The organism is Novosphingobium sp. BL-A-28-Hi1-0D, from assembly GCF_055521755.1.
The window spans coordinates 3,244,841-3,259,475 of sequence record NZ_CM145502.1; the positions used below are offsets into that span (position 1 = coordinate 3,244,841).

Consider the following 14,635-nt stretch of genomic DNA (forward strand, 5'->3'; position numbering starts at 1 on the left):
GCATCAGCTTACAAACGAAACCTTCGTCGAACCTGAGACCATCTGCGCAAGCCGTGCGGCATCCCAGTTCGTCAGGCGCACGCAGCCATGGCTCTCGGCGCGGCCGATGGTCTGCGGCTCGGGCGTGCCGTGGATGCCATAATGCTCCTTGGACAGGTCGATCCATACCACGCCAACCGGACCGTTCGGACCAGGAGGAAGGAGATGCTCGCCCTTGCTGTCGGGAACGTCCCAGAACAGGCTGGCATCGTACGAAAACTCGGGATTGAACGAGGTTCCGTTGATCTTCCAGTCGCCGAGCGGAAGCGGGTCCTTTTCCGAACCGGTCGTAACCGTGAACACAGCAACCAGTTTGTCGGCCTTGTCATAGGCCATGAGCGTGCCATTGGACTTGCTTACAGCGATCCGCGCCGCTTCGGGCTGGGCGTCACTCACCCCGAGCGTGGCTAGCGTCGCAAGCCAGCCCTTGTTGTCAACCTTTGACGGATCGATGCGATCGCCACCGGTATTAGGCACTCGTATCTGTTGACCCGCCGCGAAGGCGCCGTTTGCAATCTGTGGATTGAGCCCGTGCAGAACTTCGGGCGTGGTATGGAAGCGTTCCGCCAGCTTCTCCTCGAGCGAGGTGTAGGCCATTTCGGGAAGCTTGGCCTGTTGCGCAGGATCCTTGGGTAGCGGGACGAATGGACCCTTGGCGAAGTCATCGGGGATGGTGACGATGCGCGTTGCGGTAATGTTCGACCATCGGCCAAGCGCCTGCATCGTCGGCGCATCGAACTTGCCTGAAACAGGCAGATCGCTCGCCTTCTGGAAACCGCTGACGGCGTTGGTAGTAGACAGGCCCGTCTTGCCGTCGATCACACCGGGAGAAAAGCCGAGGCGTTCGAGCACGACCTGCGCTTGCATCACCGGACGGGCGGCGTCTTCAGGCGCAGCAGGTTGCCCCGGTGCCGGATCGGTCGAAGCCATTGGCACGACGAAAGCGGGAGCCGCTGCAACGGTTTCGGTCGGGGCGGGATCGGGCTTCCGGGAATTACAGGCGGTCAGCGCAAGGACGGCAAGCGCGGCAGCGGAAAAACGGGGCATTGGGATTCCATTATGGTTTCCGTGAGAGAACCCCGGCCCCGTCCGCTCGTTCCCTCAATCCTCTACGGTCACTCGGGGATTGGCACGGATTGCATCGAAGAAGGCCGCGACGTTGGCCGCTTCGTCACCATTCCACACGGCATTGCTGACAGCGAGGAAGTCCGCGCCTGCCTGGACCAATGGGCCGCAATTGGCAGGCGTGATGCCGCCGATCGCGACACAGGGCAGTTCGAAGATCGACTGCCACCACTCAAGCAGGTCCAGCCCGGCGACGTGCTTGGTCTCCTTTGTGCTCGATGGAAAGAACGCGCCGAAGGCCACGTAATCGGCACCCGCATCGCCCGCATCCATCGCCATGTGGCGACTGTCGTGGCAGGTAACACCGATCTGGGCATTCCGCCCGAGGCGGTCGCGCGCATCCTTAACGTCGCCATCGTCCTGCCCCAGATGAACCCCGTCAGCTCCGAGGCGCTTGGCCAGACTGGTGGAATCGTTGATGATGAAGGCAACGTCCCGATCAGCACAGATGCGCTGCAGAGGCTCGGCAAGTGTTGCTGCGGCATGCTCGTCGATGCCCTTCACCCGGAACTGGAACGCGGCAACCGGGCCGGCGTCAAGCGCCCGTGCAAGTCTGTCAGGAAAAGTACCGCCCACGTCGAGCGGGGAGATCAGGTAGAGTTCTGAGGATAGCTTGGCCATGGCGCGCGCCTTATCGCTTCACAGGCCAAGCTGCAACGTCGGTTCCGGAACGGTTCATGCGCCAACCGCATTGTCGTCGAATGACCAAAACACTTCTTGCCCTGATCCCCGCTATCTCGCTCGCTTCATGCGCCGTGATCCCAAAGGCCGAACGCACCGACGGCTTCGCCATGATCGGCGAAACGACGCTGGTCGGCAGCGCCAAGGTTCGCCCCGACGCCCTGATCGAGGACAGCCGCTGCCCGATGAACGCTCGCTGCGTCTGGGCCGGACGCGTGATCGTCGAAGCAACGGTCATGCGCGGAGGAACCTTCGAGACCCGCAGGTTCACCTTGGGCGAGCCTTCAGACGGGCTTATGCTCGATTCGGTCGAACCGGGTCGGATGACCGATACGCAGCTGAAGCCTTCGGACTACCGCTTCCACTTCAGCGTGGCCCAATGAAAACGCCCCGCCCCGGCTGTGCCGGTGACGGGGCGGCCTTTCCGTCCTCTCAAACGGTAATGCTTACGCGGCGACGAGGGTCTTCTGCGTCGAGCCGGTGTAAATTTCGTCGATCGCGGCGCCCAGCGCTGCGTCGAATTCCGCGTCGGTCATCTGATGACGCAGGTCTTCGAGCAGGGCGCGGCTGAAGCTGGCGATGATGCCGGTGTTCTTGGCGAGTTCGACGCAAGCCTCGGGGCGCTTGTAACCACCCGAAAGCGCGACCACGCGCAGCACCTTGGGGTGCGCGACCAGCGGATCGAACGTGCAGGGCACGATCGGCAGCGAAAGCTTGAGCATGACCTGCGTGCCTTCAGGGAGCGCATCGAGGTTCTTGAGAATTTCCTCGAGCAGGATCGCGTCACACTCGGCGCGTGTCTCGCTCTTGATGTTCACTTCCGGCTCGATGATCGGCATCATGCCGTGGCTGAGCACTTGGCGGCCGACTTCGAACTGCTGAGCTACCACGGCGGCAATGCCTTCGCGGTTGGCCGAGTTGATCACCGAGCGTTCCTTGGTGCCATAGACGCCCATGGCCTTCGAACGGGTCAGCAGTTCGTCGAGCGTTGGCATCGGCTTCATCAGCTGGACACCGTTGACTTCGTCTTCCAGGCCCTTGTCGATCTTGATGAAGGGTACGACGCCCTTCTCGATCAGTGCCTGCGGAACCGGTTTGCCATCGACGGTACCGTCCATGGTGCGCTCGAACAGGATCGCGCCGATCACCTTGTCGCCATGAAAAACGTCGGAACGGATGATGCGGGCGCGCATCTCGTGGATCAGGCCGAACATTTCCTCTTCGGTGGTCCATGCATCTTCGGTCACGCCATAGCCCGCCAGCGCCTTTGGCGTCGATCCGCCCGACTGGTCGAGAGCGGCAATGAAGCCATTTCCGGAGGCCATCTTGGCGGTCATTTCGGTCGTGTTCATCAGCCCGTCCTGTTCTGGCGGAAAGCCCCGATTTCCGGCTCCGCATACCTATGCGCAAATGCGCCTTAAAAAGACGCTCAGCGTTTGAAGCGAGCGTCGGGACTGGCGCATTCCTATGCGGATACGCGCCATAAAGGAGCGCGTGCCGCAGTGCAACACGCGCTCCTCAATTTTTTACGCTTCGAGTGCGGCCACGCCGGGAAGCACCTTGCCTTCCATCCATTCAAGGAAGGCACCGCCTGCAGTCGAGACGTAGGAGAAATCGGCTGCGACACCTGCGTGGTTGAGCGCAGCTACGGTATCGCCGCCACCAGCCACGGAAACCAGCGAACCTTCCTTGGTCAGCGCAGCTGCGGTCCGAGCCAAAGCGACCGTGGCAGTATCGAACGGCTCGGTCTCGAATGCGCCCATTGGACCATTCCAGACCAGCGTGCGGCAGGTTTTGAGCGCATCGGCCAGTGCTTCGACTGCTGCCGGACCGACGTCGAGGATCATCTCGTCGGCCGCAACTTCGTGCACATTGCAGGTGCGAAGCGACGGCGGATTGGCGGCAAATTCCTTTGAAACGACGACGTCATACGGCAGGTGGACCGTGCAGCCCGCCTTGTCGGCGTTGTCGAGGATTTCCTCGGCGGTGCCGGTCAGGTCATGCTCGCACAGCGACTTGCCGACGTTCACACCGCGGGCGGCGAGGAAGGTGTTGGCCATACCGCCACCGATGATCAGATGGTCGACCTTGCTGACGAGGTGCTTGAGGACTTCGAGCTTGGTCGAGACCTTTGCTCCGCCGACAACTGCGGCCACCGGACGCTCAGGCTCACCAAGCGCCTTTTGCAGCGCCTTGAGTTCGGCCTCCATTGCGCGACCTGCATAGGCCGGCAGCACGTGGGCAAGTCCTTCTGTCGAGGCGTGGGCACGGTGAGCGGCGGAGAATGCATCATTGACGTAAATGTCACCAAGGCCGGCGAAGCGCTCGATCACCGCCGGATCGTTCTTCTCTTCGCCGCCGAAAAAGCGGGTGTTCTCGAGAACGGCGATTGCGCCGGGTGCAAGAGCCGCAACCGCAGCCTTGTCGCCTTCCCAGTCGATGTAGCTGACCGGACGGCCCAGCACATGCGAGAGCGGAGCAGCGAGCTTCTTCAGAGAGAATTCTTCGGAAGGTTGCCCCTTCGGACGGCCGAAGTGGGCAAGGACGAGGACCTTGGCACCTTTGTCCGAAAGCTCGTTGAGTGTGGCGATCGTGGCGCGCAGGCGGGTGTCGTCAGTGACGACGCCATCGGCCATCGGCACGTTGAGGTCTTCGCGCACCAGCACGGTCTTGCCGGTCAGGTCGCCGATATCGTCAAGCGTCTTGAAGCTCATTCCTCGATCCTCACTTCGTCGCCGATGGCAATCTCGCCATCGCTGATCACACGGCCGAGCACACCGCCACGCCAGTCTGGCATGAGCGCGCGTTTGAGGCCGGGGTGGATTTCATCCATGCGGTGGCATGGGTCGCATTCGCAGGTAGTCTCGATCCGCAGGCTTTTGCCGATGGCGATGACCTTGCCCGGCTCGCGCGGGAGACGGATGCCCTGCACCAGCAGGTTTGCCCGGCGCACGTGCCATGGCAAGTCATGATCCGGTGTGGGCCACAGTTCGGCGATTGCCGCTTCCCAGCTTTCGGCCTCAATCAGCGAGACCTGCCTGCGTCCAGATTTACCGGGACGGATTGCCCCACGCAGATCGCCGCGAACGCCAAGTTCGCGGGTCACCGAAACGTGATCGAGCGTCTCAATGGCCCCGCGCGGCCTATCATGCCGTGCAATGCCACCGAGACGCCCGCTCATGTCAGCTTATCCTTAAAGGAACTTCGCCATCGCGCCCGCAGTGTCGAGCATGCGGTTCGAGAAGCCCCACTCATTGTCGTACCACGAAAGCACGCGGACCAGCTTGCCTTCGAGAACGGCGGTTTCGAGGCTGTCGATGGTCGACGAGTGCGAATCATGGTTGAAGTCGATCGAGACCAGCGGCTCTTCGGTGTAGCCGAGCACGCCCTTGAGCGCGCCTTCGGCAGCAGCCTTGAGGACGCCGTTCACTTCCTCGAGAGTGGTGTCGCGCTTGGGCGTGAAGGTCAGGTCGACGACCGAGACGTTCGGGGTCGGCACGCGGATCGACGAGCCGTCGAGCTTGCCCTTGAGGTCGGGCAGAACTTCACCCACGGCAACGGCCGCGCCGGTGCTTGTCGGGATCATGTTCATCGCAGCGGCGCGGGCACGACGCGGATCGCTGTGGATCTGATCGAGGATCTTCTGGTCGTTGGTGTACGAGTGGATCGTGGTCATCAGGCCACGCTCGATACCGATGGCTTCGTGCAGCACCTTGGCCATCGGCGCGAGGCAGTTGGTGGTGCAAGAGGCGTTCGACACGATCTTGTGATCGGCGGTCAGCTTGTCGTGGTTCACGCCATAGACGACCGTGAGGTCAACGTTCTTGGCAGGAGCCGAGATCAGAACGCGCTTGGCACCTGCGTCGATGTGCTTCTGGCCGCCATCGCGGTTGGTGAAGAAGCCGGTGCATTCCAGCGCGATGTCGATGCCGTTGGCGGCGTGCGGCAGGTTCGCGGGATCGCGCTCGGCCGTTACCTGGATGCGCTGGCCGTTGACGATCAGGTCATTGCCATCGACCGAGACTTCGCCCGAGAACGCACCGTGCACGCTGTCGCGCTTGAACAGCAGGGCGTTCGCCTTGGCATCAGCCAGATCGTTGATCGAAACCAGTTCGAGCCCGCAATCGGGCCGTTCAAGAATGGCGCGGGCCACATTGCGCCCGATGCGTCCGAAACCGTTGATCGCAACCTTGATCGCCATGTCAGCTTTCTCCTGTTGAATTTACGAAACCCGCGCGAGAACCTGCGGGACAATCTTTTCAGCCGTGAGGCCAAAGTGGTCGAACAGCACTTCGGCCGGAGCCGATGCGCCGAAGCTGTCGATGCCGATGGTCAGGCCATCGCCAACGTACTTCTGCCAGCCAAGCGTCACGCCAGCCTCGATCGAGACCTTGAGCGCATCGGCGGGGAGCAGGTCGGCCTTGTAAGCGGCATCCTGCTCGTCGAACAGTTCCCAGCAGGGGAAGGAAACGACGTCGGTGCCGATGCCCTTTTCCTCAAGCGCAGCGGCCGTCTTCATCGCGATCTCGACTTCCGAACCTGAAGCCAACAGCACGACCTTGCGCGCAGCAGTTGAGGAAACGAGGCGATAGGCGCCCTTTGCGCTCTTCATCTCGGCATCGAAGCGGACCGGCGGCAGGTTCTGGCGAGTCAGCGCGAGCACCGAAGGACGGTGCTTGTTCGCCAAGGCCAGCGACCAGGCCTCGGCCGTCTCGATGGCGTCGGCCGGACGGAACACCAGCAGGTTCGGGATCATGCGCAGCGACATGACATGCTCGACCGGTTGGTGGGTCGGACCGTCTTCGCCAAGGCCAATGGAATCGTGGGTGAACACGTAGATCGCCCGGACGTGCTGCAGCGCCGACATGCGCACGGCATTGCGGCAATAGTCCGAGAACACCAGGAACGTGCCGCCGTAGGGAATGATCCCGCCGTGCAGCGCCATACCATTCATCGCAGCGGCCATGCCGAATTCGCGGATGCCGTAATAGACGTAGCGCCCGTCGTAGCTTTCCGGCGTAAACGGCGCGGTCGACTTGGTCTTGGTGTTGTTCGAGCCGGTCAAGTCAGCCGAACCGCCAACCATTTCCGGCACATTCGCGGTGAAGGCTTCGAGCGCCATTTCGCTCGACTTGCGCGTGGCGACTTTGGGCGGATTGGCGATCAGCGACTGTACGTAGGCGTCAAAGCCGGTCTCAGCCGGGAGATCACCCGCCATACGGCGAGCAAGTTCTGCGGCCTGCGGGTTCGCGGCAGCGCGGGCTTCCCACTCAGCGCGAGCGGCCTTGCCCAGTTCAGCCGACGAGCGCCAGTTGGCGAGAATGTCTGCCGGAAGCTCGAACGGAGCCGAGGTCCAGCCAAGGTATTCGCGCGCGGCAGCGATTTCGTCGGCACCCAGCGGCGCGCCGTGGACGTTGTGCCCGCCCTGCTTGTTGGGCGCGCCCTTGCCGATGATCGTGCGGCAGGCGACCAGCGAAGGGCGAGGATCGGCCTGCGCTTCCGACAGTGCGCGCGCGATGTCGGCGAAGTCGTGCCCGTCGCAGGAGGCGACGTGCCAACCCGAGGCTGCGTAGCGACCGAGAATGTCTTCAGTGGTCGAAAGCGAAGTGTCGCCATCGATGGTGATCTTGTTGTCGTCCCACAGCACGTTCAAGCGGCCGAGCTTCAGCGTGCCGGCAAGGCCCACCGCTTCGTGGTTGATGCCTTCCATCAGGCAGCCGTCACCGGCGATTACCCAGGTGTTGTGATCGACCAGTTCGCTGCCGAACTGCGCGTTGAGGTGGCGTTCGGCCATCGCGAAGCCCACGGCCATGGCAAGGCCTTGCCCGAGAGGACCGGTGGTCAGCTCAACGCCGGGGATGAGGAAGTTCTCCGGGTGCCCGGCGCAGACACTGTTCAGCTGACGGAAGTTGCGGATGTCCTCCATCGTCGGGCTTTCGTACCCCGTCAGGTGGAGCAGCGCATAGATCAGCATCGAGCCGTGACCGGCCGAGAGGATGAAGCGGTCACGGTCGGACCAGTTAGGTGCCGCAGGATCGTGCTTCAGGAACTGGGTCCACAGCACGGTCGCCACGTCGGCCATGCCCATGGGCATGCCGGGGTGACCGGAATTGGCTGCCTGAACCGCGTCCATGGCAAGCGCACGGATCGCGTTGGCCATGGAAGCCAGCGCGGTTGAATCGCGTGTCATGCTGAAAAAAGCCCTTCCCTGCGTGCGGCCGAACGGCATTGACCGCATGAATCCGGTGATTCGGAGCGGGGCCTCTTTGGTCACCATAGGGCCAAGGGTCAAGGCTGCGGGGGGCGCTTCTTTGCTGCAGACGCACAAGTCCCGGTTTTGGCCAGCAGTTTCCGCGACCTTTCCTGCCAGACTGTTGCGCACGAGCGGCAATGTGGTAGCGTGCTCGACCATGGCGACGGAAGCACTGGACGCCGCGCTGGACAGGCTTGAGCAGGTGCTCGTGCAAGTCGAGAACGCGGTTGCACAACAGGGAACGCGGGGCGACGCGGGAGGAGAGGAGCTGGCGCTTCTCAAGGTCCGCCATCGCAGACTCAAGGATACTGTAGCGCAGGAATTGCGACAGCTTGATCTTCTGCTGGCAGGCCTGCCCAAATGAGCAATGTCAGCCTTCCGATCGGTGGACGTCTTTTCGGCGTATCATGCGCCGATGGCGAGGAAGAGCACATCGAGATGCTCGGCCGCATGATCGACGAGCGCGCCCGCAAGATTGGCGGCGGACAGAATGAGCCGCGCATGCTGCTTTTTGCCGCGCTGATGCTGGCTGATGAGCTTCACGAGGCGCACAAGCAGGCACCTGCTCCGTCCCCTGCCCCCGCTCCTGCGGCTGCCCCCGTCGAAGTCATCGCAGACCCTGAGACCGAGAGGCGCCTCGTCGATCGCGTGCTCCAACTGGCCGAGCGTATTGAAAAACTTGCCGGTGCCCTTGAGCAAGGGCCTGTGAGCGCTTAACTAGGCAGTGACGGGATCTGCCCGGTACGAGCCGCATGAACATCCCTGAGGCTATAAGCAATCCAAGGGGGCTGCCCCTGCATGGGACCCTGGTCCTGAGTAAGCGGTCCCCACCTGACGTCGAGGCGTCAGAGGATTTTCCGAGCTAACGACCCATGGTGGGCCCGTCACCCCCTCTAATACTGATCCGGAGCACCCCGTGGAAGCCAAGACCGCGCTGCGCGAGCAACTCAGGGCGCAGCGCAATGCCCATGTGGCGTCGCTTGATCCGCGCGTGAAAGCCCTGATGTTTCGCCGGCCGCCCTCGCCTGTGCTGGCAATGGTACCGGCAGGTGCAACAATCGGTCTCTATCTCGCCGGTCCCGCCGAAGCCCCTGCTACTGCCTACGCGCAAGTGCTCCACGAAGCCGGGCACAAGGTTGCATTGCCATGGTTTGCAGATCGTACATCACCGATGATGTTCCGCGAATGGGCCTCGCCGTGGGTTGACGAATTGCTTGAACCCGGTCCGTGGAAAGGGATCGTACAGCCTGCCAGCGACGCTGCCGAAGTCGTCCCCGAGGTGCTGTTCGTGCCACTCGTTGGCTTCAGCGCAGATGGCGGACGGTTGGGCCAAGGCGGCGGGCACTATGATCGCTGGCTTGAAGCGAATCCGGCAACGCTGCCCATTGGGCTCGCATGGGATTGCCAGCGGGTCGACGACCTGCCCCGCGAGCCGCATGACGTTCCGCTCCACGCCGTGGTAACGCCAACACGAATCTACGGCCCATGGGAGCGTGACGCGTGAATCAGGATTACAAGCCGACCTGGCGCAAACCCGTAGGAATCCTCGGCCTCGTCGCCGCGCTCACGATATATGCCCTTGGCGTAGCCGCACTGTCGGACGTGATCGGGACGTGGCACGTGCTGCTGCAGACACTCGCCTACATCGTGCTTGGCACCGTGTGGCTGTTACCGCTGCGGCGGTTTCTTATCTGGATGGAAACCGGACGCTGGGGCTGAAACGGGGGGCTTAAGCCCCGCCGCATTCTAACCGCTACTGCTGTTGGAAATTCCCAAGGTGGCGCGAGTGACGGGACTTGAACCCGCGACCCTCGGCGTGACAGGCCGATACTCTAACCAACTGAGCTACACCCGCGTACCCCTTGGGAGCCGCGCCTCTATGGCAGGTCTGGCGGTGTGTCAACGGGCTTGAAAGCGGGAATTTTTCCACAGCTTGGCACCCGGCAGATAGGCAAAGAAAAAGGCGCCCGAAGGCGCCTTTATCATCTTCCCAATGGCGCGAGTGACGGGACTTGAACCCGCGACCCTCGGCGTGACAGGCCGATACTCTAACCAACTGAGCTACACCCGCTCACCCTTGGGAGCGCCGCCTCTATGGCAGAGTTTGCAGGCTGTCAACGCTCTTTGAACGTCATTTTCTGCCTGCCTGCATTTTCCTTTTGCCGACCAAATGTCGCTCAGCATTTCTGGTACTTCCAGTTGCGGCTCTTGCCCTCGCCGATCCATTCCACCGCCTGCGCAACGCGGTTGCCGCGTGTAACTTCGGTCTTCGCCTCGCCGATCCATTCGATGTACTCGCGGCGCTGGCCGGGTGGCATCGCTGCAAAGCGCTCACCCAAGGCAGCAGCTTCAAGGGCAGCCCGAAACGCGTCCGGCATTTCAGGAACGGGCTTTATCCCCGCCCGAGGCCTGGCAGTCTTTGGCGCGGAAAGACGCGCAACCGCAGCCTTCAGCCTCTCGGCCACGATTCCCTCGTCGGGGAACTCGTCAAGTGACGCGATCTTGCGGAATGGTCCGGTGCCGCCCGGCTGCTCATCGTGATGGAAAAACACCGAAACATGCGCCTTGAACGCAGCCATGCCTGCTAGGTTCTTACCACCAAGCGTAAAGTGCGGCATGCCCCACTTGATTGCTTCGACGCACTCGGGAACCTCCCGGTGCACCAGCGCGCGAAATCGCTCGAGGATCGGCCGCGCAAATGCGCCCGCCTTCGCAATGTGATCATCAATGCGCGGATCAGTTGTCGGCATGGCCACCTCCGATCCGCAGATCTACCACATCAATCGGTCAGCAGCAGCACCGGCGTTTCGATCAACTTCCTGATAGCCTGGACGCAGCTGGCCGCATCGTGCCCATCAACCACCCGGTGGTCGCAGCTCATCGAGATGTTCATCAGCTTGCGCTTCTCGATCCGCTCGCCACCCATGCCGTCCGGCACGAACATCGGGCGCTCGATAATACGGTTGGGGCCGATGATGGCAACTTCGGGGCGATTGATCACCGGCGTCGTCGCCACGCCGCCCAGGGGGCCGAGCGAGGTAATGGTCAGCGTCGAACCAGAAAGCTCTTCCGACTTTGCGCTGCCGCTGCGCGCCGCCTCAGCAAGGCGCACAATTTCGCGCGCAAGTTGCCACAGGTTGAGGCTCTGTGCGTTGCGGATCACCGGAACCATCAGCCCCGCGGGCGTCTGCGCCGCCATGCCAAGATGCACCGCACCATAGCGGGTGACCACGCCCGCCTCGTCATCATAACGCGCGTTGATCATCGGGAATTGCGGCAGTGTGCGGCAGATCGCGGTGATCAGCAGAGGCAACAAGGTAAGCTTCGGCTTGTCCCCCCGATTGGCGTTCAACTGCTCGCGCATGGCTTCGAGCGCCGTCACATCGCATTCCTCGACATAGGAGAAATGCGGAATGTGTCGTTTGGATGCCGCCATGTTCTCGGCAATGCGGCGGCGCATGCCGATGACTTTGATGATTTCGTCGCCCCGCTCTGCGCCTGCCGAGCGGTATCCCCCCATCGCGTTATAGGCGAGGAACTGGTCGAGATCGGCATGGCGCACGCGGCCTTCCTCGGACGGGCGCACTTCGGACAAGTCGATGCCCAGCTCGCGCGCGCGCTGGCGCACTGCTGGGCTGGCAAGGACCTTGGCTCCGGCGTCACGCGTAACTGACTGTGCGACCGGCTTGGCTGGGACTTGCTTGGGCGTCGGCGCGGGTGGAGGCGGCGGAGACGGCGGAGACGGCGGAGACGGCGCTGCAGCCTCTACCCTCTCCACATCTGCCGCGTCGGGCGTTTCTACCTCGATCCGCTCTTCCACGACTTTAGCCGTCGGAGCAGGAGAGGTGGACTGTGAATGCGCAGGCGCCTCTGCCTCCCCTTCCCCGTCCGTCTCAATCACGACAAGTGCCGAGCCGATCGCAACCACGTCGCCGACCTCTCCGGCGATCGAGACGATCCTGCCCGAAACCGGGCTTTCCATCTCGACGGTCGCCTTGTCGGTCATCATGTCGGCAAGGCGGCCGTCTTCCTCGACCATGTCGCCGACAGCCACGTGCCAGGCAACGATTTCGGCCTCGGCAATGCCTTCACCGATATCGGGCAGGCGGAATGTGTAGGTTCCCATGGGACTCAGGCTTTCGTCAGGCGGTCGATGGCCTCGCCGATGCGGACCGGGCCGGGGAAGTATGCCCATTCGAGGCTGTGCGGATAGGGTGTGTCGAACCCGGTCACGCGCTCAATCGGGGCTTCGAGGTGGTAGAAGCAACGCTCCTGCACCAGCGCGGAAAGCTCAGCACCAAAGCCGCAGGTGCGTGTCGCTTCATGGACGATCAGACACTTGCCGGTCTTTTCCACCGAGTTCTCCACAGTCTCGATATCCAGCGGAACGAGCGTGCGCAGGTCGATAATCTCGGCGTCCACGCCCTTCTCGGCACAGACCGCAGCAGCGACGTGAACCATCGTGCCATAGGCCAGCACGGTGAAGGCATTGCCCGGCCGCACGATGCGCGCCTTGCCCAAGGGAATTGAATAGTACCCTTCCGGCACCACGCTGTCGGCATGCTTGGCCCAAGGCTCGACCGGCTTGTCATAATAGCCGTTGAAAGGGCCGTTGTAGATGCGCTTGGGTTCGAAGAAAATGACCGGGTCATTGTCCTCGATGGCTGCGATCAGCAGGCCCTTGGCATCGTGCGGGGTGGACGGGATCACCGTCTTGATGCCCGAGACGTGGGTGAACAGCGCTTCCGGGCTCTGGCTGTGGGTCTGCCCACCAAAAATCCCGCCGCCGAAGGGTGAACGCACCGTCATCGGCGCAGTGAACTCACCTGCAGAACGATAGCGCAGGCGCGCCGCTTCCGAGACCAGTTGATCCAGTCCCGGATAGATATAGTCGGCGAACTGGATTTCAGGGACAGGCCTGAGGCCATAGGCGCCCATGCCCACGGCCACGCCGATGATCCCGCACTCGCTGATCGGCGTGTCGAACACGCGGGTCTTGCCATGCTTCTTTTGCAGGCCAGCAGTGGCACGGAAAACCCCGCCGAAATAGCCGACATCCTCGCCCATGACGACAACATTGGGATCGCGCTCCATCATGATGTCGAGCGCATCGTTGATCGCCTCGATCATGTTGAGGCGGCGGGTCGGAGCCTCGGCGAGACTGACCGGTGATTCTTCGTAGGTCATGCTTCCTTCCACGCTTCCGACCACTCTGGCCATTTCACGCGACGCTCATGGATCGCCTGCTCGCTCTGTTCCTTGAGATGCCAGGGCAGTTCCTCGAACACGTCCTCGAACATGGTGTGGAAGGGGTGGTGCAGACCGTGGCCCAGGATGCCGTTTTTCTCGGCCTCCTTGGTCGCCGCCTTGACCTGCTCCATCAGTTCGCGGTCCATCGCGGCGTGCTGCTCTTCGGACCACTCGCCAAGCACGATCAGATGATGCTTGAGGCGATTGATCGGATCCCCGAGCGGCCATTCCTCACGCTCGTGCGCCGAGCGATATTGGCCGGGATCGTCCGAGGTCGAATGACCCTCGGCGCGATAGGTGAAGTGCTCGATCAGCGTCGGCCCCGCGTTCGAGCGGGCACGGTCAGCCGCCCATTTCGTCGCGGCATAGACCGCGAGCGGATCGTTCCCGTCCACCCGCAGCCCCGCCATGCCATACCCGATAGCTCGCGCGGCAAAGGTCGTGCGCTCGGCCCCCGCGAAACCCGAAAAGCTCGAAATCGCCCACTGGTTGTTGACGACGTTGAAGATGACCGGTGCGTTATAGACGGTCGCAAAGGTCATCGCGGAGTGGAAGTCGCCCTCGGCCGTGGATCCTTCACCAATCCACGTGGCAGCGATCCGGGTGTCCCCCTTGATCGCGCTTGCCATGGCCCAGCCCACGGCTTGCGGATACTGCGTCGCAAGGTTTCCGCTGATCGTGAAGAACGATGCTTCGCGCGCGGAGTACATGATCGGCAACTGGCGGCCCTTCAGCTTGTCCGCGCGGTTCGAATAGATCTGGTTGATCATTTCGACGATCGGATAGCCACGCGAGATCAGGATGCCCTGCTGGCGGTAGCTTGGGAAGACCATATCGTCGTCCGCCAGCGCCATCGCCGGTGCGACCGAAGTGGCTTCCTCACCCGTGCACTTCATATAGAAGCTGGTCTTGCCCTGCCGCTGCCCGCGATACATCCGGTCGTCAAACGCACGGGTCAGCGCCATCGTGCGGAGCATGCGGCGCAGTGTCTCGGCATCCAGCTTCGGATCCCACGGCCCGACCGCACGATGATCCTCACCCAGCACACGCACCAGATCGAAGCACAACGCCTGTGTTTCTGAAGCCGCGCACTGCTCGTCAGGTCGGGGCTGAGCGCCAGCGGGAGGGATGACCAGATGAGAGTAATCCACCTCGTCTCCTGGGCGGAACTTCGGTTCCGGCACGTGGAGCGAGAGCGGCGGCAAGTTGCCGCGCGCACCACCGTTCGTTCCGCCGCTCATCCTGTGAACGCCTGCATTTTCGACTCTCCCGCATCGAATCGCGCTT

16 protein-coding genes and 2 tRNA genes are annotated in these 14,635 nt (G+C 62.5%); 5 read left to right on the top strand and 13 right to left on the bottom strand.

All coding sequences use genetic code 11. The annotated features are described in order from the left end of the window. Positions 1-3 precede the first annotated feature (3 nt). Both ACZ1JW_RS15705 and thiE read right to left on the bottom strand, forming a co-directional pair. Entirely contained in the window at positions 4-1,086 is a 1,083-nt protein-coding gene (locus ACZ1JW_RS15705) for a L,D-transpeptidase family protein (protein ID WP_465141254.1), read from the bottom strand. Between the two features lie 54 nt (positions 1,087-1,140). Further along, a complete protein-coding gene (gene thiE, locus ACZ1JW_RS15710) occupies positions 1,141-1,785 on the bottom strand; it encodes a thiamine phosphate synthase (protein WP_465141255.1) in 645 nt (214 codons plus the stop codon). 80 nt (positions 1,786-1,865) lie between these two features. Here thiE and ACZ1JW_RS15715 point away from each other — a divergent pair, with 80 nt between their 5' ends. Further along, the gene (locus tag ACZ1JW_RS15715; protein WP_465125808.1) at positions 1,866-2,228 is read left to right on the top strand and encodes a hypothetical protein; all 363 of its coding nucleotides are present in this window, start codon (positions 1,866-1,868) and stop codon (positions 2,226-2,228) included. A gap of 63 nt (positions 2,229-2,291) precedes the next feature. Here ACZ1JW_RS15715 and ACZ1JW_RS15720 read toward each other — a convergent pair whose 3' ends face one another. The 5 genes from ACZ1JW_RS15720 to tkt form a co-directional block, all read right to left on the bottom strand. Then, complete coding sequence (locus tag ACZ1JW_RS15720) at positions 2,292-3,197, bottom strand: fructose bisphosphate aldolase (protein ID WP_465125807.1); 906 nt, start codon at positions 3,195-3,197, stop codon at positions 2,292-2,294. 174 nt (positions 3,198-3,371) lie between these two features. Further along, the gene (locus tag ACZ1JW_RS15725; protein ID WP_465141256.1) at positions 3,372-4,559 is read right to left on the bottom strand and encodes a phosphoglycerate kinase; all 1,188 of its coding nucleotides are present in this window, start codon (positions 4,557-4,559) and stop codon (positions 3,372-3,374) included. Further along, on the bottom strand, positions 4,556-5,026 hold the full coding sequence (locus tag ACZ1JW_RS15730) for an MOSC domain-containing protein (RefSeq protein WP_465141257.1): 471 nt from the start codon (positions 5,024-5,026) through the stop codon (positions 4,556-4,558). Before ACZ1JW_RS15730 ends, ACZ1JW_RS15725 begins: the two co-directional genes overlap by 4 nt. 12 nt (positions 5,027-5,038) lie before the next feature. After that, entirely contained in the window at positions 5,039-6,046 is a 1,008-nt protein-coding gene (gene gap / locus ACZ1JW_RS15735) for a type I glyceraldehyde-3-phosphate dehydrogenase (protein ID WP_144907090.1), read from the bottom strand. Between the two features lie 21 nt (positions 6,047-6,067). After that, a complete protein-coding gene (gene tkt / locus ACZ1JW_RS15740) occupies positions 6,068-8,035 on the bottom strand; it encodes a transketolase (RefSeq protein ID WP_465141258.1) in 1,968 nt (655 codons plus the stop codon). On the opposite strand from tkt, the gene ACZ1JW_RS15745 reads away from it, so the two are divergent. The 4 genes from ACZ1JW_RS15745 (at position 8,034) to ACZ1JW_RS15760 (ending at position 9,817) form a co-directional block, all read left to right on the top strand. Then, positions 8,034-8,462: a hypothetical protein gene (locus ACZ1JW_RS15745; protein WP_465141259.1), complete on the top strand. Its 429-nt coding sequence runs from the start codon at positions 8,034-8,036 to the stop codon at positions 8,460-8,462. The genes tkt and ACZ1JW_RS15745 overlap by 2 nt on opposite strands. Next, positions 8,459-8,815 (top strand): cell division protein ZapA, encoded by a 357-nt coding sequence (locus tag ACZ1JW_RS15750; protein ID WP_465125802.1) that lies wholly within the window; start codon positions 8,459-8,461, stop codon positions 8,813-8,815. Before ACZ1JW_RS15745 ends, ACZ1JW_RS15750 begins: the two co-directional genes overlap by 4 nt. A 199-nt stretch (positions 8,816-9,014) precedes the next feature. Further along, the gene (locus ACZ1JW_RS15755; RefSeq protein ID WP_465125801.1) at positions 9,015-9,602 is read left to right on the top strand and encodes a 5-formyltetrahydrofolate cyclo-ligase; all 588 of its coding nucleotides are present in this window, start codon (positions 9,015-9,017) and stop codon (positions 9,600-9,602) included. Then, positions 9,599-9,817, top strand: coding sequence for a DUF2842 domain-containing protein (locus tag ACZ1JW_RS15760; protein WP_465125800.1), 219 nt, complete (start codon positions 9,599-9,601; stop codon positions 9,815-9,817). Before ACZ1JW_RS15755 ends, ACZ1JW_RS15760 begins: the two co-directional genes overlap by 4 nt. A 59-nt stretch (positions 9,818-9,876) precedes the next feature. On the opposite strand, the gene ACZ1JW_RS15765 is transcribed toward ACZ1JW_RS15760, so the two are convergent. The 6 genes from ACZ1JW_RS15765 to ACZ1JW_RS15790 all read right to left on the bottom strand — a co-directional run bounded on the left by ACZ1JW_RS15765 (position 9,877) and on the right by ACZ1JW_RS15790 (position 14,589). Further along, a tRNA-Asp gene (locus tag ACZ1JW_RS15765) sits at positions 9,877-9,953 on the bottom strand. A gap of 139 nt (positions 9,954-10,092) precedes the next feature. After that, positions 10,093-10,169 (bottom strand) — tRNA-Asp (locus ACZ1JW_RS15770). A gap of 106 nt (positions 10,170-10,275) precedes the next feature. Further along, positions 10,276-10,848 (bottom strand): YdeI/OmpD-associated family protein, encoded by a 573-nt coding sequence (locus ACZ1JW_RS15775; protein WP_465141260.1) that lies wholly within the window; start codon positions 10,846-10,848, stop codon positions 10,276-10,278. Positions 10,849-10,877: 29 nt separating this feature from the next. Then, positions 10,878-12,224, bottom strand: coding sequence for a dihydrolipoamide acetyltransferase family protein (locus ACZ1JW_RS15780; RefSeq protein ID WP_465141261.1), 1,347 nt, complete (start codon positions 12,222-12,224; stop codon positions 10,878-10,880). Between the two features lie 5 nt (positions 12,225-12,229). Beyond that, entirely contained in the window at positions 12,230-13,285 is a 1,056-nt protein-coding gene (locus ACZ1JW_RS15785) for an alpha-ketoacid dehydrogenase subunit beta (protein ID WP_465141262.1), read from the bottom strand. Further along, the gene (locus tag ACZ1JW_RS15790) at positions 13,282-14,589 is read right to left on the bottom strand and encodes a thiamine pyrophosphate-dependent enzyme (protein ID WP_465141263.1); all 1,308 of its coding nucleotides are present in this window, start codon (positions 14,587-14,589) and stop codon (positions 13,282-13,284) included. The genes ACZ1JW_RS15785 and ACZ1JW_RS15790 overlap by 4 nt, the downstream gene beginning before the upstream one ends. Positions 14,590-14,635 lie beyond the last annotated feature (46 nt).